This is a genomic window from Actinomadura viridis (assembly GCF_015751755.1).
Classification (GTDB): domain Bacteria; phylum Actinomycetota; class Actinomycetes; order Streptosporangiales; family Streptosporangiaceae; genus Spirillospora; species Spirillospora viridis.
The window spans coordinates 8,405,934-8,423,268 of the sequence record NZ_JADOUA010000001.1; the positions used below are offsets into that span (position 1 = coordinate 8,405,934).

Below are 17,335 nucleotides of genomic sequence, written 5' to 3' on the forward strand. Positions count from 1 at the left end.
CGCCAGACGGCGCCGGGGCCGGCCGGCAGGACGAGCGCAATGCACTCGCCTACAGGGGGCGCCGGGCTGGGGTCGGGAGGACGTAATCGGCGAGCTGCCGAGGAACGGACGTCCGCGCTTTATGAGGAGGACGATGTGTGGAGCGATGATGACGACGCCGCGCCTCCGGTGATCCGCTGAGCGCCGTGACCGTCCAGCACATGCTCCCAAGCCGCCGCCATGACCGGAGAAGGCGGGTCGCGCGATCGTACATGAGGGTGAGCGCGGGCTTTCTGGCCATCCTCTTGGTGGCCGGTATCTCCTCTCCAGCGGCAGCCCTGCCCCGGCCCCGGGACGAACTGTACTGGTTCGACTGGTGGGAGATCGAAAAGAAGGTCTGGCCCATCACCAAGGGCAAGGGTGTCACCGTCGCCGTCCTCGACAACGGCGTCAACCCGAATCTGCCCGATCTCAGGGGCGCCATCCTGAAAGGAGTAAACCCCAGCGAGCCTGATGTCGGGCTGTCGAAAGTCGGGAAGGACAGGAAGAACGGGGGCCACGGTACGGCCATGGCCGCGCTCATCGTGGCAAGAGGCGGCGGTACCGGAATGATGGGAGTGGCCCCGGAGGCAAAGGTACTGCCTGTGGTCGGGCATAGGGGCGGGAGCTGGGCCCTCGCCATTGATATTCGCTATGCGGCCGACCGCGGCGCCCAGGTCATCAGCATGTCGATCGGCAGTGCCACCTTCATGGAGTGCCCGATGGAGCTGCAGGCTGCGGTCGCCTATGCGGTGAAGAAGGACGTTGTGCTGGTCGCATCCGCCGGTAACGAAGGACGCTTTGAAGACTGGCGAAACTGGCCCGCCAACTGTGCCGGCGTGATGACCGTCGGCGGGCTCGACGGATATGTCAAGCCATGGCCAAAGACGACGCCTGGTAACTATATGGCCGTTGCCGCTCCTGCGGCTCACGTTGGCACCATCAACTGGAATGGGAGATTCAGACTGGGGGACGGTGGCACGAGCCCCTCCGCAGCGCTCACTGCCGGCGTCGTGGCCCTTGTCCGCTCGAAGTATCCCGAGATGCCGGCAGAACAGGTCGTGCAACGAGTGCTCGCGACCACCAAGGACGTCGGTCCCCCTGGTTGGGACGACGTGACAGGCCACGGGCTCGTCCGCCCCTATCGGGCCCTGGTCGACAAGGTCCCCTCCACAGCTCCCAACCCTGTCTACGACCGTCTTCGCACCTGGCAGAAGAGCAGAGAACGACCGGCAGCGGCGAAGTCGGTCATGCCTTCCCGGGCCACCAAAAAACAGTCGGCTACCAGGTCTCGAGGCCAAACGTCGGCCTGGGTGATCGGTGCTGTCGTGTTCTCAGCGCTTTGTCTTCTGCTTGGCGGTTGGCGCATAGCTCGAAATCACTTCAAATGATCTTTTTATTATGCAAACATAGATGTTGAATGATCCGACTGGAGTCGGGATGGCATGGAGTCCTGAAGTTCACTATGGTGGACCACGAATAGAACTGCACACTGGGGTGTCTCGTGCCACCAAAGCGATACTGAGTGGCTTTCTCATTGTGGCGGCGCTGTTGCTGGCGCCCATATTGGGCGGTATCTGCGGCATCTTTGCGAGCCTGATCTCACCCACCGTAGGAATAATTGTCGGGACGTCAATCACCATAGGGTGTATGGCCTTGCTGCTTTTGCGGCTCGCCTGGCTGGTCCGGTCTGCGGCGTGGCTGGATCGCACCACGCTTGTTGTGCGAGGAACCGTTCGTACCCATCGTTGCGAGTTGGCACTGGCGGAACGATTCCAGATCGAGTACGTCGCTGAAACCACTGCGGTGCCGATGCCTTTTGTCACGCTCATCGTACCGACGGGGCGCCGTATTCCAATGCTGACCATCAAGAGGCCGGAGGGGGGGCGGAAGATGCGCCTCTCTCTCATTGATCCTTCGACGAAAGATCTACTGCCCGCGGAGAAACTGGCCGCGTTGGCCGATGCCATCACCTATGGTCGACAACATGGAACGGATTCGGCCCAAGCCTGGCAGACCGCCAACCGTCTGCGTGGCATGGCTGGTCATGCGGTATGAGGCGGTCGACAGGTTGCACAGTCTGCGCTTTTTCTGCGTTCGGCTGTTTGATTCCCATCCGGGATTGATTGATGACGGGCGAGATAGAAGCGGAACACAGATGATCGGGAGAAACTAGTGAGAGAGCAAGATCTATGGGAACTGGCCCAGATGCATCAATTGGCGCTGGAGCTTCAAAGCCTGATGGTCGAAGTCGAGTCAGCTGCGCCGTCCAGTGTGGAGGCCGTGGATGGGAGTGGCGCGGTACGGATGGTGATCGATGGCGCTTCGCTACCTGAGACTCTCGAGGTTTCGACCGATTGGCGGCGCAGAATCAATGCTGATGGAGTAGGTGACGCTGTCGTCGATGCGTACGCAGCATGTACACGAGGGCGAGCCGAGGCAATGCGGAGAGCTCTGGAGAGCCATGGGATTCAGGAGCGGTTGACGAGGCTGGAGAGCATGGGTACAGGTACGAGCAGCCCAATTCTCTCGATATCCGAGCCAATGCTTCCTCCAGAATTCCGGCCTGCAGTTACCAGTGTCGAGAGACCCTCGCTTGATCTGCTTGCCGAAGAGTTCCTAGCGGTTTCTGCCACCGTGAATGCGGCGATAGAACGCCATGCGGCATCGCCGGCACTCGACTTCCGTGGCAGTGGCCAGACCCGAAGGCGTACCGTCACCATCACATTGTCCTCTGATCGGCTGGAGTCCTGTGAAGTGGATCCTGCATGGGCCGAGCAGCAGTCTGGAATCCGCTTGAGCTCAGCGTTGCGTGAGGCACTCGCCCAGGCGCGGGATAATCTTGCCGCGGCTGCGGACGCCTCCGCTTCCCAGATTCCTGCCGACACGATCGCACGCCTGAACGAAATCTTCCAGGAGGCTGTCTCAGTCGACCTGAACGATCGTCCGTAGCACTCACTCGAAAGAGGATACCTGTGCCCCCGGAAGTCGATGTAAAGCGCGATGCTCTACTGGTCCAGGCAAGCGTGTGGATCGAGCAGAGAGAGGTTCTCGGACAAATCGCGTCCGCCACCAAGAGTCTCACAGTAGGGGAAGCGGGAGGCGCCTTCGAGAAGGCAGTGGCACTCTATAATAAGCGAACCGAAGAGATTGGCTTCTGGACCTGGGAAGGGTCATCTGTCCTGCTCAAGGTCGCCCATGCGCTTACCGAGGCATCAAAAAAATATGGTGCGACCGAGCAGGAGATTTCCGCTGCAACGCAGGGCGTCATCAAGAGATAGGACTGGCATGGGATTCACCGCGGCACAGTATCAGGCGACGATTAATGAGATCAATGTCAATCTTTCGAAGATCGATTCCGGGCTCGAGCGCGTCAGGCAGGTAGTCAACAAGCAGTTGGAGAAGGATCCGCTCCTGGGGCCTGCGCTCAAAATGGCATTCAACAAGATCGTGGATCTCACCGCCAAGGGCGTCGAGAAGATCCAATCCGCCCTCAAGGCTGCCGCGATTCCGCTTGTTATGAACCGTCACGAGGATACGTGGCTCAAGCTGCGTGGGCAGGCGGACGGAGTGGCCACCACTCTTGCCGCACAGCTCAATAAATATGACACGTCCTGGAAGGGGATTGCCGGCGGTGCGTACCACAAGGGAGTGGGACAGCAGCCCGCAGCGGCCGGAGCCATCACCACCAAGGCTACTTCCATAGCCGCCGCATGCACCTCTATTCGTAATGCCGCCTACGTTTTCTATCTAGCCCTTGGGACGGCGCTTGCCTCACTGCTCGTAGCATTCCTTACAGCCTCCACTGTGGCCGGTCCCATCGGAGCGGCCGTTACCTTCGTAATCGCGATAGCAGTTGCCCTTTTGGGACTCCTTCTCAATCTCGGTGCAGCCGAGAAGAGCCTGCAGGGGGCATCCGGCGGCGGAACTGCCCTCCCCGGAAACCACTGGCCCCCGGCGACGACGACCTGAACCGCCGCCATCACCTCGAGTGGAGCTGCTTTGGAGAGTGGTACAGGTCAACGCTTCTTGGCTCTTGACATGACAGACGCGATCAGCGGAACTAGGAACGGTTCTGCCGCTCCCGGTATGCCTGGGCGGCTCAAGTCTCCAGAGGCATGGAGGCGATGATGCCCAGGTATCAGGAGTTCCGAAAGATCGTTCCTGCGGTGGTGCTGACTGGGTGCGTGATTCTCTCGGGTTGCTTCATCCGGCAGGATGATGGTGAGCGTGCCTACAAATCGCTTCCAGATGCATGCGGTCTTGTCGATGCCAGACTTGTCACTCGTCTGATCGGGAACGGTATGGCAGCGAAGCCATCGACTCCCCCAAGGACGAACGAGGTGAAACAATCTGCCTGCAGCTTTCAGAATACGCGGCAGGTTACCGGCTCGTCCATTCTGATTTTCGCGAATATTCGCAACGGCGATGATGCTATCAGGGCGACGCGGGAGAGCTTTGCGACTGATCATAGCGAGTGCGGGAAGCCGGCAAGTTCTTGCAGGCAGGTGGATGTCGGCGACGAGTCCTACATCAAATATTCTCAGGTCGGTCGGCAGAGCGCTGACATATCTTTCCGCGAGAAGAATATCGTGGCAGCGGTGCTTTATTTTGGCCCTCTCCTCAGTTCGGGACGCAAGCCGATACCTGTGAATTCCTTCGAAAATGACGGACTGGCTGTCGCGCGATCGATACTTGGCAACCTCCATTTGCAGGCTAAATGATTCGTTGTGATGTTCACCAGGGTCCATCAGGGACCGTGCCTTGTGACTACAGAGATCGATGACTGTGAGTGACCACACGTGCCTGGATAAAAAGTAGCGGCGATGCGATCAGCGATCTTCCTGTTGGGTGCACTCATTTTTGCCGGGTGTGGTTCCGAGAACGTCACTACAGGTGATCGCCTCACTTCAGGTCCTGTTCCGTCATCTACTTCGTCGAGATCACCTAAAGGTCCTGGGGCATGCTCTCTAATCGGGGATGAGTTGCGCCACGAAGTTCTCGGGCGATATGTACAGGACGCTTCTGCTTCGGCAAGGCAGTGTTACTGGCGTGCTGTAAAGCCCACGATCAAAGGTCCGAAAGCGCGCACACTTCATGTGACGGTGGTGCCTGGGCTGGATGGGGCAACAGGGCATGTTGGCGTACTCGATTCCTATGCCTACTACAAGAATCGATCCACAACTCTGGGACCATGTGAGGCACTGAGGGTCACCACCGGCCGGGCATGCCTCGTTTACCCACGTGGCAGTTCGCCCGTGATTATGGCGATCGCCGTTCAACGAGGACAGCTTGCCGCCGAGGTTACTATTTCTGGCGGAAATCTTCCAGAGATGCCTTTCGGTGAGCGTGTCCATTTGGCGCAGCGTCTCGCCGAAGCGGTGGTCCTGGTGTTGCGTTGACACCTTTATCTAATGCCTATGGTTTGGCGGGGGAGGAAACGGCTAGGAAGAGGGTACGGGACGTGCCTTCTTCAATCTTCCCTGCTTGATTCGGAAGTGATGTCCGGGTGACGACATCTGTGTAGTTGTCAAATGGTATCGAGGGCCTGTTGTGCAGATTGTGAACTATCTCCAATGTGCGGCTGGGATGTTCCTGATCGTTGTTGGGGTGACTACTTTTGCTGGCTTGGGTCGGAGACCGGCGTACGAGAGGTGGGCCGGCCGAGGGCCTATCGCCATCATTGACTGCGCGTTCGGCTCCTTTCTTGTGATGATGGGGGCTTTCAGTCACTCGACCTTTGCCTTCTACCTGGTGGCATGCTTGATGATCCTCGCTTGTTTTGCGGGCATCTTGCTGCTGTGTCGATTTCTCGTCCGTGAACGCGAAGGGAAAAAGTCGGTCGGTAGTCGCGTCCACGGACGAGATCAATGACTCAAAGGGAAGACTGGATGGGGATGTGAAAGGAAATGCGCTATGCGCTGCTTCCCCAAAAGCAGATGCGCGCGCTCGCAGACTTGATTGCCTCATCTCGTTCAGAGAGTGATGAAGCGATCGCAGTTACTCAACGCCTTCGCAATATGGCTGACGCAATAGCTTGGCGATGGCTGATCAAAATTACCCTGATCGATAATTGGCCTCATGCTTGTTGCGAGATGAATTTCGCTCGGTTGCTCATCGCTTGTGGGTGATGGTGTCTAGGGTGTCGGTTGCGAGGCGTACGTCCGGCATCATTCCTATGGCGAGATGCTTGAGGCATGTTTCGTGAGAGAGACGTTCCGGGTGGTCCTCATTTTCGGGAGGGCTGGGCTGGCGAAGGCGAAGCCGGGTACGGCTGTGTCCTTCGAGGGTGATGTGGTGATGCTGGCGCGGACGGTGGTGAAGAACCTTCGCTCACACCAGCCGTAGGGGTTGGTCAGGGGTGGCTCAGGTGGTGGAGGGTTTGGTGGTAGTGGGGCCAGTCCCTTAGCGGGAACCAGGTCATCGGGCCGATGGGGTAGCCCTGAGGGGTGGTACGGGTGCCGCGGACGGCGAGGCCTATGGGGGTTGGTTTGCCGGTCCAGCGGGGCTCGGTGGTGAGGTCGGCACGGCCGAGGCTCTGGTGTGCGAGGACGGAAGCGGTGTGGTCCAGCGAGGCGATGAGCGTCGGTAACTGCTGGAGGGGCGGAGTCTCGCCGGGGGCGTAGCCGATGGTGAGGGTGGTCAGGGCGGCGATGCCGTCGCTCTCGGGAGTGAGTTCCGTTATGGCCAGGGAGCGTTGGCCTACCGCGATGATGGGCCGGGCTTTGTAGCTGGGGGAGTGGACGTAGGCGGTGAGGGCGGCGGGGTTCCAGCGGTGTTCGAGCGGTTCGGATGTGCCCCAGCCGGTGGGTGGTGCGCCGGTGAGCAGGCGCATGGCCTGGTCCAGGGAGCGGCCGGCCTCGGTGTGCTTGGCCCGTACGACCAGGGTGAGGTGTGAGCCCAGCAGTTGGGACGGTGGTGTCTTGAAGCCCGGTGCGTAGTCGCGTGCGGAAGGTACGGGGACGAACGCGCCGTCCGACCAGTGCAAGGGTCTTCCGGTCAGGCCGTCGTAGTAGCCGCCGTGGTCTCGGACGACCCAGGTGGCCTTGCCGCTGAGGATGTGCGCGCGCATGGGCAGGGTGATGCGGGCGCTCACCGGGGTGACCACCTGGACGGAGTCGGTCATGCCAGGGCTCAGGGGGACGATCGCGCGGTCCACCAGGAGGACGGTGGCGCGATCCGTGCGGGCGTCGGCCGCGGTCATCGGTTGCTCCAGAGGGTGCCTCCGTGGCGGGAGACCAGGGTTTCGGCGCAGCGCCGGGCGAGTGGCCCGGCCTCGGTGAGCGTTGCCGCGGCGCGTACGCCGACCCACCAGACGGGGAGAGGGACTGAGGTGTTCAGCAGGCGTTCCACCTCGCCTGGCACGTCGATGCGAAGGGGGTGGGCGATGTGGACGAGGAGCCGTCCGGCCGCGTCGTAGAGGTGCGTGGTGTTGTCGTGTTCGGCCACGGCCAGGCCCTTGCCTCGCAGGGAGTGCAGGAGGGGGGCGAGTTCCGGGCGCTCCCGGAGGAGGGCGACGATCTCCCGGCTCATGGGGCGGCCTGCGCGTGGGCGAACGACTGCGCCGCGATACGGGTGACGGCCGCGTGCGTCGCCGCGCCGACGCGGTCGGGGGCGATGGCGGTGCCGGTGGCCAGATGGCGGTCGAACGGGACGAGGACGACCGGCAGCCTGTCGCTCGCGAGGAGTTCCCGGGCGTGGTCGAGGTCGGTGTCCGGGTTGGGTGTGTGGGCGACGAGTGCGAGGGTCGTGTGGGCGAGCAGCCGGTCGTGGCCGTCGGTACGGAGCCAGGCGAGCGCCTTCCGCACGGTGACCGCGCCGTCCTCGGTCCCCGGGACGACGAACACCTGGGCGTGGGCCGAGCTGAGGACGCCCCGGTGGAGTTGTGTGCCGATGCCCGCCCCGCAGTCGACGACCGTTGTGGAGAAGAACCTGCCGAGCATGCCCGCGCCCGTTCGGTAGGTGTTGTCGTCGAGGTCCATGCGGGCGTCGTTGGCGATGACCCACAGGCCCGTGGCGGTGCGCGTCAGGTAGGCCGTGGTCTCGTCCCAGGTACGGGGGCGGGCGGTGGTGAGGTCGCGGAGTGAACGGGTGGGGGTGACGCCCAGTCTCAGCGGCAGCGAACCCAGGCCGGGGTCGGCGTCGATCGCGAGGACCCGGTCGTCACGGTGCTGGTGGAGGAGCCGGGCGAGGAGGGCGGCGATGCTGCTCTTGCCAGCGCCTCCGCGGACGCTCGTCACCGCGATCCTCCGGCACGAGCGGACCGGTGCGCCGAGTTGCGCGGTGAGTTCGGAGAGGTCGCGTACTCCGGTTGCCGCCGAGGCGCCCACCGCTTTGCGCACGCCGCGGCCCAGCCTCCTGATGACGGGGTCGCCGTGCGGATTGCGGCGCAGCAGTTCGGCCGCCGGTACGGAGGGCGCCGGGGCGGCCGCCGGTACGAAGGCGGCCGGTACCGGGGCCGCGAGCGGTTCCGGTGGGCGGGCTGTGGCCTCCGGGAGGACGTCCAGAGGGGTGGGGCGGGGGTGGGGAACGGGCGGGATCAGGCCGCTTTCCAGGACGCCGAGTTCCCGCAGCACCTCGTGCTGCCAGTCCGGATCGGACACCGATCTCCTCTCAGCGTCGGGCGCGGCACGGACGGATCTACGGGGTGCGGGACGAGTCTAGTCAGGACGGGCTTGACCCGGCATGCGCGTCGAAGTCGATGAGAGGGACGTTGCCCTAGAACGGCAAATACGGGACAGGTATCAGCGTGAAATCCGGTCGCGTCATGTTGGCTGCTCGACGCGATGCCCAGGAGGCCGTCGGGCTCCGGGTTCGCGCCCGATCCATCGTCCCGGCATCCCGTACGGGCCTACCTGAACGTGGACGGTATGGCGAAGGCAGGACGCCCATGCTGGCCGGACGGCATCAGGAACCCAGTCGACCTCACCGGTGATGAAGAACTGAGTTACGCACGGCACTGGCTCCTCGCGGCGCGGACAACGACTCGACCCCACTGTGGCCGCCAGGCGCGACGTACGCGGTTCATACGGGCAAGGCAAGGCGGTGCCGGGCCACCGGACTGCACGGCCGGACTACGCGCACGAGCTTAGGAAAAGTCGTACTGACCTGCATGAACGTTGGCCAGGAGTGCTCGCCATCCGGCGGGCGGAAGCAAGATCGGAGAGGCGTCCACGTTCTGGCTGTCACGAACTGCAACGATGCCGGCGACCTGAGCGATCTCGACACAGTTGCCGTTCTGTCCGCTCCGTGAACTCCTGCGCCATGTGGCGCAGGACATGTCGGGGCTGTCCACCTCGCCCATCCTTCTGGTCGTGCTCAGGCGCTTGCATCTGCCACTCGCCGGATGAGTGCGATCGAGTCGTCGGGACGCAATGCCGCATCGAGCAGGCGGTCAAATGCAAGCATAAACCCCTGCACGTCGCTCGCATTCTCCAGGTAGACCCCATCGGGAATGGTCTCCAGGTACACCACGTCAGGGTCGGTGGGCTCGGCGAAGCCGAGGATGACGAACGGGCCGGTCGTGCTGGCGGCGTGGGCGCCGACCTCGAAAGGGAGCACCTGGAGCGTGGTCTTGTCCCGCTGTGCCATTTCGATCAGGTGAGCCAGTTGCCGCCGCATGATGGCCTTGCTGCCCACCGTCCGGTGCAGGGCGGCTTCGTCCAGCACCACCCAAAGGTGCGGGCGGTCGGGCCGGGACAAGATCTCCTGCCTTGCCGAACGAACCTGGGCCCGGCGGTCGATCTCGTCGGGGTCGAGCTCATGAGGACCACCGCGGATCATGGCGCGGGAGTAGTCGGCGGTCTGGAGCAGGCCGGGCACGGTGAGCGGCTCGAATGCCCGGATGGTGGTCGCTCCGGCCTCAAGACCGATGAACACTTCGTACGGGTTGGGGAGCACGTCGCGGAAGGAATGCCACCAGCCCGGTTGCCGGGCTTCGCGAGCCAGTTGGATGAGCCCTTCCTTCTCAGGGCCGGTGACGCCGTAGAGGTCGAGCAGTTCGCGGACGCTGCGAGGCTGCGGCTTGCTGCGGCCTGTCTCGATGCGGAAGAGCGTTGAGTTCGCCCATTCCAAGCGCCGCGTCACTTCGTCACGGGACAGCCCGCAGGCTTCGCGGCGCTCGGTCAACTCCAGTGCGAGACGGCGCGCCCGGAGTGTGGGGCTATGTCCCCGGTCTTGCTTGCGCGTCACAGTCACCGAATGTAGGCGAGGCGCAGGCGAATGACGCAAGCGGCCCCGGGCCGGTGCGGCCACACCGGCCCGGGGTCTGAGCTCGACTGGAAGGAGTCGAACCTGTGAACAACCTAGCGAACGACGTTCCACCCCCTCAGGGACGGAACGTGAGATGGCGGGCAGACCTGCCGGTGACGGTGGCTCGGGTGCGGTATCTGGCGGATCTCGCTGTTGCCCTTGTGCAGCTCGGGCGGCCTTCGCGAGTGCTGGTCGGGGAGAACGGCGGGGCGGCTCTGACCCTCGGCGCGTGCCACCGGGTCGTCGTGGTCGTGGTGATCCGCGATGGGGCGGGGTGGTCCTACCTGTGGGACGGGTCGCAGCGTTATCCGGCGGGAGCGGGCGCCGAAGGTCTGCTGCGGGCGGCCACGGCACTGGAGGCGGCGGCCCGGTGACGGCCTGGGAGCAGGTGATGAAGCAACGGGTCGCCGGCGCCGGCGGTGTCGACGTACGGGCGGTGCGGTCGATGGTGAGAGACCTTCTGGCGAAGGAGTCGCCGGAGGTGGATACCGCCGACGCGGATGTGATCACTGCGGAGATCGCGACCAACGCTCGGAGGTATAGCGCGAGCGGGAGGTGCGGCGGTGGCGTGTGGGTGGTGGTCCTTCGCGCGGCGGGTCGGACGCGGGTGGAGATCCAGGACGACGGGGACGCCGTCACGGTGCCGATGATCTCGGACGAGGCCGATGAATCCGGGCGCGGACTCCTGATCGTGGACTCCCTGGCCGCTGCGTGGGGCTACCGCGTCGGGCAGGACGGAGACCGCAAGGTGACGGTGTGGTTCGAGATGTCGGGAGCCGCGGCCGGCTGAGGCGGCGAGATGAGACGCCCCCGGCCTGCCCGGGACGGAGAGGGGTGTTGTTCCGGGGAGGGGTGTTGTTCCGGAATGTAGGGGGTGGGGTAGGTATCGGCGTAAAAATCCGGTCGCGTTATGTTGGGGGCCGCTCGACGTTGAGCCCGGGAGGCCGTCGTGCTCGGGCGGCCTCGCCCGACCCGTCTCCTGGGAGTACGCCGTGATCCAGAAGCTGCTCGTCGCCAATCGGGGTGAGATCGCCGTACGGGCGTTCCGCGCCGCCTACGAACTCGGTATCTCCAGCGTGGCGGTCTACGCCTACGAGGACCGGCTCTCCCTCCACCGGCAGAAGGCCGACGAGGCGTACGAGATCGGCGAGCACGGCCATCCCGTGCGGGCCTACCTGGACGTGGACGGGATCGTGGAGACCGCGCTGCGGGTGGGCGCGGACGCGGTGTACCCGGGGTACGGCTTCCTGTCGGAGAGCCCGCAGCTGGCGGCGGCGTGCGAGCGGAACGGGCTGACGTTCGTGGGGCCGCCGGCCAGGGTGCTGGAGCTGGCCGGGAACAAGATCGAGGCGGTCGCGGCGGCGCGGCGGGCGGGGCTGCCGGTGCTGCGTTCGGCCACCCCGGAGCCGGGCGAGGAGGTGGCGACGGCCGACGACGTGGGGTTCCCGCTGTTCGTGAAGGCGGCGGCCGGCGGGGGCGGGCGCGGGCTGCGGCGGGTGGACCGGCGGGAGGACCTGCCGGCGGCGGTGGAGACGGCGCGGCGGGAGGCCGAGAGCGCGTTCGGCGACCCGACGGTCTTCCTGGAGCAGGCGGTCGACCGGCCGCGGCACATCGAGGTGCAGGTGCTGGCCGACGGCACCGGTGAGATCGTCCACCTGCGGGAACGGGACTGCTCGGTGCAGCGGCGGCACCAGAAGGTGGTCGAGATCGCGCCCGCGCCCGATCTGGACCCGCTGGTGACGCAGCGGCTGTGCCGGGACGCGGTGCGGTTCGCGCGGGAGATCGGGTACGTGAACGCGGGCACCGTGGAGTTCCTGGTGGACGCCTCGGGACGGCACGTGTTCATCGAGATGAACCCGCGGATCCAGGTGGAGCACACCGTGACCGAGGAGGTCACCGGGGTGGACCTGGTCCAGGCGCAGCTGCGGATCGCCGGCGGCGAGTCCCTGGCCGACCTGGAGATCCGGCAGGAGGGCGTGCAGGTCTCGGGGTTCGCGGTGCAGTGCCGGATCACGACCGAGGACCCGGGCAACGACTTCCGGCCGGACACCGGCAAGATCTCCGCCTACCGGTCGCCCGGCGGCGCCGGGGTGCGGCTCGACACCGGGACGACCTACGCGGGCGCGGTGGTGACGCCGCACTTCGACTCGATGCTGGTCAAGCTGACGTGCCGGGGCCGGACGTTCGAGGAGGCGGTACGGCGGGCGCGGCGGGCGGTGGCCGAGTTCCGGATCCGCGGGGTGGCCACCAACATCCCGTTCCTGCAGGCGCTGCTGGACGAGGCGGACTTCCGCGCGGGCGGGATCACCACCGCCTACATCGCCGAGCACCCCGACCTGCTGACCGCCCGTTCCAGCGGTGACCGCGCGACCCGGCTGGTCCGTTATCTCGCCGACGTCACGGTGAACAAGCCCAACGGTGACGCGCCGACCGATCTGGACCCGCAGGAGAAGCTGCCCGGGATCGATCTGACCGGCCCGTTCCCGGAGGGGTCCAGGGACCGGCTGCTGGCCCTGGGGCCGAAGGCGTTCGCCGAGCGGCTGCGGGCCCAGGACGCGCTCGCCGTCACCGACACGACCTTCCGGGACGCCCACCAGTCGCTGCTGGCCACCCGGGTGCGGACCTACGACCTCGCGGCGGCGGCGCCGTACCTGGCCCGGACGACCCCGCAGCTGCTCTCGCTGGAGGCGTGGGGCGGCGCCACCTACGACGTCGCGCTGCGGTTCCTGGGCGAGTCGCCGTGGGACCGGCTGGCGGCCATGCGCGAGGCCGCGCCCAACCTGTGCATCCAGATGCTGCTGCGCGGGCGCAACACGGTGGGCTACACGCCGTACCCCGACTCGGTCGCCCGCGCCTTCGTCAAGGAGGCCGCGGCCACCGGGGTGGACATCTTCCGGGTCTTCGACGCGCTCAACGACGTGGAGCGCATGCGGCCGGCGATCGACGCGGTGCTGCAGACGCACGCCCTCGTCGAAGGCACCCTGTGCTACACCGGCGACCTGTCCTCGCCCGGTGAGAAGCTCTACACGCTGGACTACTACCTGCGGCTGGCGGAGGAACTGGTCGAGGCGGGCGTGCACGTGCTGTGCGTCAAGGACATGGCGGGGCTGCTGCGCGCGCCCGCCGCGCGGACGCTGGTCACCGCGCTGCGCGAGCGCTTCGACCTGCCCGTCCACCTGCACACGCACGACACGGCGGGCGGCCAGCTCGCCACCTACCTCGCCGCCGTCGAGGCCGGGGTGGACGCCGTGGACGGCGCCGCCGCGCCGCTGTCGGGAACGACCAGCCAGCCGCCCCTGCAGGCGATCGTGGCGCACACCGACTTCACCGGGCGGGCGACCGGGATCGACCTGGACGCGCTCACCGTCATGGAGCCGTACTGGGAGGCGGTGCGCCGGCTGTACGCGCCGTTCGAGATGGGGCTGCCGGCGCCGACCGGCCGGGTGTACCGGCACGAGATCCCCGGCGGGCAGCTGTCGAACCTGCGCCAGCAGGCGGTCGCGCTGGGCCTGGGCGACCGGTTCGAGGAGATCGAGCGGCTGTACGAGGCGGCCGACCGGATCCTCGGGCGGCTGGTCAAGGTCACCCCGTCCAGCAAGGTGGTGGGGGACCTGGCGCTGCACCTGGTCGCGGCCGGGGCCGACCCCGAGGACTTCGCCGCGAACCCGGGACACTACGACGTCCCCGACAGCGTGGTCGGCTTCCTGAACGGCGAGCTGGGCGACCCGCCCGGCGGCTGGCCCGAGCCGTTCCGCGCACGGGCGCTGGAGGGGCGGCAGTACGCGCCCGCGCGCGCCGAGCTGACCCGGGACGAGGAGAAGGCACTGGGCGGGCCGGAGGTCCGAGACACGCTGGACCGGCTGCTGTTCCCGGGGCCCGCCAAGGACTACCGGGAGGCGCGGGCGGCGTACGGCGACCTGTCGGTGCTGCCGACGGCGGCGTTCCTGTACGGCCTGCAGCCCGGCCACGAGGTCTTCTTCGACCTGGAGCCGGGGGTGCGGGTGCTGGCCGGGCTGGAGGCCGTCGGCGAGCTCGACGAGGCCGGGTTCCGGCAGGTGATCTGCACGGTGAACGGCCAGCTGCGCACGCTGTCGGTGCGCGACCGCTCGGTCAAGGCGGACGCCCCGCCGGTGGAGCGGGCCGATCCGGGCGAGCCCGGGCACGTCCCGGCGCCGTTCGACGGGTCGGTGACGCTGCGGGCGGCCAAGGGCGACCGGGTCGAGGCCGGGGACGTGGTCGCCACCATCGAGGCGATGAAGATGGAGGCCGCGATCACCGCGCCGGTCACCGGGACGGTCGCGCGGGTCGCCGTGCAGGGGGCCACCCCGGTCCAGGCGGGTGATCTCCTGATGGTCATCTCGTGAACTAAGTCTCCCCGCCCGGCGTTGATCAGGTTGTGGCTCCGGGGTCGGCCTAGGCTGGCCCCGGGAAGATGTTGATCTTCCTCGCGGACGGGCTGACAGCAGGGTCGTGCCCGTGCAGACTGCGTGTGGCGAGTCGTGAACTGGAGAGACGGGGATGACGACGAGGCGGTTCGTGCGGCTGAGGCGGTTCGCCGGGGCGGTGCCGGTGGCGGCCTCGCTCCTGGCGTTCGGACCGGCGGTCCCGTCCGCCGCGCAGACCCCGCCGCCGACGCGGGCCGCGGCACCGGCGACGGTGCCGGCCGCGGCCGTGGCGCACGGCCGGTCGTCCACCGACCCGCGGCGCGTGTCGTTCGACCCGGCCAAGCTGCGGGTCACGCTCGACGCCACCCACGAGGCGGGGATGTACGGCCTCTACTCGGCCGTCCGCCACGACGACGACGTCTGGAGGGGCGCGTCCGGTGTCGCCGACGTGCGCACCCGGCGCCCGGCGCGGCCCGACATGCGGCACCGGGTCGGCAGCGTCACCAAGACGTTCACCGCGGTCGCCGTGCTCGGGCTGGTCGAGCAGGGCCGCCTCGAACTCGACGCGCCGATCGCCCGGTACCTCCCGGGGACGGTGCCGGGCGAGCGCGGGGAGAAGGTCACCGTGCGGATGCTGCTCGACCACACCAGCGGGATCGGCGACTACGTCGTCTCCGCGTTCCCGTCCTGGCGCAGGCTGTCGCCCGAGAGCCTGGACGAGAACCGCTTCCGCACGCTGCGCCCGGAGCAGCTCATCGCGTGGGGGCTGGAGGCGCCGCCGACCAACGCCCCCGGCGAGGGCTGGTCGTACTCCAACACCAACTACGTCATCATCGGGAAGCTCCTGGAGAAGGTCACCGGCGTCAAGGCCGAGACCTACATCCAGCGGAGCGTCATCCGGCCGGCCGGGCTCAAGAGCACGTACTTCCCGGCGGGGCCGTTCATCCTGGGGTCGTACTCGCGCATGTACGAGGCGCTGTACGGCTACGCCAAGCCGGTCCGCGAGTACAGCGTCTACGACATGTCATGGGCCGGTACGGCGGGCGCGCTGGTGTCCACCATGGACGACCTCAACCGCTTCTACCGTTCCCTGCTGACCGGGAAGCTGATCGGGACGGGCGCGCTGGCCGAGATGCAGCGGACCGTGCCGGTCAAGGACGCCGACGGCAACACGCTGATGAACTACGGCCTGGGGATCTACTCGGTGGACCTGCCGTGCGGCCGGTTCTGGGGCCACGACGGCGCCGTGTTCGGCGCCGGCACGCAGGCGCTCTCCAGCAACGACGGCCGCCGCCAGCTCGCCCTGGGCGTCAACCTCACCAAGTACCAGCAGCTCAACGGGCAGGGCGTGCCGATGCCGCACGCGATCGACAACGCCCTCGGCGCGCATTTCGTCCAGGCCCTGTGCGGCGACCAGGGGCCGCTCGCGACGGAGATCCCGGACACCACCGCGGCGCCGCCGCTCCCGCTGCAGTACGCCGTCCGGCGCTGACACCCGGCGGGCCGCGTCCCTGCCGCGCCTGTCCCTGCCGCACCTGGCACGTGCCGTGCGCGCCCCGGGTGCGGCCCGCCCGGGGCGAGGCGGCGGCGCGGGATCACCTCACCAGATCGGACGGGTCGGTGTTGGCCCCGCACAGCAGGACGGCGACGCGCTCGCCGGGCTCCGGACGGTACGCGCCGGTGCGCAGAGCGGCGGCCGCGGTGGCCGTGCCGTGCTCGACCACGAGCCGGTGGCCCTCCCACAGCCGGCGCCGGGCCGCGCTGATCGCATCGTCGGTGACGAGCACGGACCGCACACCGGTCCGGGTCGCCACGGCGTGCGCGATGTCCCCGAGGCGGCTCGCGCCCAGCGAGTCCTTGGCGACCCCGGACACCTCGACGTCGACCGGCTTCCCGGCCCGCAGCGCGGCGTTCAGCGTGGGCGCGGTGACCGGTTCGGCCCCGACGACGGTCGCCCGGCCTTCGAGGGCCGCGGCGACGCCCGCCATGAGGCCCCCGCCGCCCACCGCCAGCAGCACCGTGTCGACCTCCCCGCCGGTCTGCTCCATCAGCTCCAGGGCGATGACGCCCTGGCCGGCGCACATCTCCGGCTGGTCGTACGGGTGGCAGAACACGGCCCCGGTCTCCGCCGCGCGCTTGGTGGCGGCCTCGTGGGCGTCGGCGTACCTGACGCCCACCTGGACGACGGTCGCGCCGAGCGCGCGCAGCCCGGCCACCTTGACCGCGGGCGCCGTCTCCGGGACGTACACCTCGGCCCTGGCGCCCGCCCGGGAGGCCGCGTAGGCCACGGCCAGGCCCGCGTTGCCACCCGAGGCGGTGACGACCCCCGCACCGGGCAGCCGTCCCTCCTCGACGGCGGCCAGGACGCGGTTGAACGCGCCGCGCGCCTTGAACGACCCGGTGTGCTGGGTCAGCTCCAGCTTGAGCCAGAGTCTCGCGGGCGCCTCGGCGCCCTCGGGGACGAACGCCGCCGGATCGGCCTCCATCACGGGCGTCCTGCGGACCCTGCCCTCGATCCGCGCGGCGGCGTCCCGGACGTCCGAAAGAGTGATCACTGCTACCCCCCTCTCCCACCTCTCCCACGGCCCCGAGGGGCTCGTTCCCCGCCGGGCTCGTTCCCCCGCGGGGTGCGATCTCCGCAGGTGCGTTCCCCGCAGGGTGCGTTCCCCGCCGGGTGCGAT

At 67.2% G+C, this 17,335-nt stretch carries 17 protein-coding genes; 11 read left to right on the forward strand and 6 right to left on the reverse strand.

The features are described from left to right. Nucleotides 1-257 precede the first annotated feature (257 nt). The 7 genes from IW256_RS38155 to IW256_RS38185 all read left to right on the forward strand — a co-directional run bounded on the left by IW256_RS38155 (nt 258) and on the right by IW256_RS38185 (nt 6,149). The gene (locus IW256_RS38155; RefSeq protein ID WP_197015568.1) at nt 258-1,409 is read left to right on the forward strand and encodes a S8 family peptidase; all 1,152 of its coding nucleotides are present in this window, start codon (nt 258-260) and stop codon (nt 1,407-1,409) included. Between the two features lie 259 nt (nt 1,410-1,668). Continuing rightward, nucleotides 1,669-2,076, forward strand: coding sequence for a hypothetical protein (locus tag IW256_RS38160; protein ID WP_197015569.1), 408 nt, complete (start codon nt 1,669-1,671; stop codon nt 2,074-2,076). Between the two features lie 117 nt (nt 2,077-2,193). Next, on the forward strand, nt 2,194-2,970 hold the full coding sequence (locus tag IW256_RS38165; protein WP_197015570.1) for a hypothetical protein: 777 nt from the start codon (nt 2,194-2,196) through the stop codon (nt 2,968-2,970). Nucleotides 2,971-2,993: 23 nt separating this feature from the next. Next, nucleotides 2,994-3,299 (forward strand): hypothetical protein, encoded by a 306-nt coding sequence (locus IW256_RS38170; RefSeq protein ID WP_197015571.1) that lies wholly within the window; start codon nt 2,994-2,996, stop codon nt 3,297-3,299. 7 nt (nt 3,300-3,306) lie between these two features. After that, nucleotides 3,307-3,990, forward strand: coding sequence for a hypothetical protein (locus tag IW256_RS38175; protein ID WP_197015572.1), 684 nt, complete (start codon nt 3,307-3,309; stop codon nt 3,988-3,990). Between the two features lie 146 nt (nt 3,991-4,136). Next, nucleotides 4,137-4,742, forward strand: coding sequence for a hypothetical protein (locus IW256_RS38180; RefSeq protein WP_197015573.1), 606 nt, complete (start codon nt 4,137-4,139; stop codon nt 4,740-4,742). A 1,185-nt stretch (nt 4,743-5,927) separates the two neighbouring features. Next, nucleotides 5,928-6,149, forward strand: a complete 222-nt coding sequence (locus tag IW256_RS38185; RefSeq protein WP_197015574.1) for a hypothetical protein — start codon at nt 5,928-5,930, stop codon at nt 6,147-6,149. A 224-nt stretch (nt 6,150-6,373) separates the two neighbouring features. On the opposite strand, the gene IW256_RS38190 is transcribed toward IW256_RS38185, so the two are convergent. The 5 genes from IW256_RS38190 to IW256_RS38210 all read right to left on the reverse strand — a co-directional run bounded on the left by IW256_RS38190 (nt 6,374) and on the right by IW256_RS38210 (nt 10,209). Beyond that, nucleotides 6,374-7,222 carry a DUF6177 family protein gene (locus IW256_RS38190; RefSeq protein WP_197015575.1) on the reverse strand — a complete coding sequence of 283 codons (849 nt, stop codon included), beginning with the start codon at nt 7,220-7,222 and terminating at the stop codon, nt 6,374-6,376. After that, entirely contained in the window at nt 7,219-7,551 is a 333-nt protein-coding gene (locus tag IW256_RS38195) for a hypothetical protein (protein WP_197015576.1), read from the reverse strand. The genes IW256_RS38190 and IW256_RS38195 overlap by 4 nt, the downstream gene beginning before the upstream one ends. Continuing rightward, nucleotides 7,548-8,621 (reverse strand): nucleotide-binding protein, encoded by a 1,074-nt coding sequence (locus tag IW256_RS38200; protein WP_197015577.1) that lies wholly within the window; start codon nt 8,619-8,621, stop codon nt 7,548-7,550. Before IW256_RS38200 ends, IW256_RS38195 begins: the two co-directional genes overlap by 4 nt. Nucleotides 8,622-9,106: 485 nt before the next feature. Continuing rightward, complete coding sequence (locus IW256_RS38205) at nt 9,107-9,322, reverse strand: DUF397 domain-containing protein (RefSeq protein ID WP_197015578.1); 216 nt, start codon at nt 9,320-9,322, stop codon at nt 9,107-9,109. Nucleotides 9,323-9,336: 14 nt separating this feature from the next. Beyond that, the gene (locus IW256_RS38210; RefSeq protein WP_197015579.1) at nt 9,337-10,209 is read right to left on the reverse strand and encodes a helix-turn-helix domain-containing protein; all 873 of its coding nucleotides are present in this window, start codon (nt 10,207-10,209) and stop codon (nt 9,337-9,339) included. Between the two features lie 245 nt (nt 10,210-10,454). On the opposite strand from IW256_RS38210, the gene IW256_RS38215 reads away from it, so the two are divergent. From IW256_RS38215 to IW256_RS38230, 4 genes are all read left to right on the forward strand, one after another. Further along, entirely contained in the window at nt 10,455-10,643 is a 189-nt protein-coding gene (locus IW256_RS38215; RefSeq protein ID WP_197015580.1) for a hypothetical protein, read from the forward strand. A gap of 17 nt (nt 10,644-10,660) precedes the next feature. Then, nucleotides 10,661-11,059: an ATP-binding protein gene (locus tag IW256_RS38220; RefSeq protein WP_197015581.1), complete on the forward strand. Its 399-nt coding sequence runs from the start codon at nt 10,661-10,663 to the stop codon at nt 11,057-11,059. Nucleotides 11,060-11,261: 202 nt separating this feature from the next. Further along, nucleotides 11,262-14,633, forward strand: coding sequence for a pyruvate carboxylase (locus tag IW256_RS38225; protein ID WP_197015582.1), 3,372 nt, complete (start codon nt 11,262-11,264; stop codon nt 14,631-14,633). 154 nt (nt 14,634-14,787) lie between these two features. Further along, nucleotides 14,788-16,146, forward strand: a complete 1,359-nt coding sequence (locus IW256_RS38230) for a serine hydrolase domain-containing protein (protein WP_197015583.1) — start codon at nt 14,788-14,790, stop codon at nt 16,144-16,146. A 103-nt stretch (nt 16,147-16,249) separates the two neighbouring features. On the opposite strand, the gene IW256_RS38235 is transcribed toward IW256_RS38230, so the two are convergent. Then, nucleotides 16,250-17,209, reverse strand: coding sequence for a threonine/serine dehydratase (locus IW256_RS38235; protein WP_307829338.1), 960 nt, complete (start codon nt 17,207-17,209; stop codon nt 16,250-16,252). Nucleotides 17,210-17,335 lie beyond the last annotated feature (126 nt).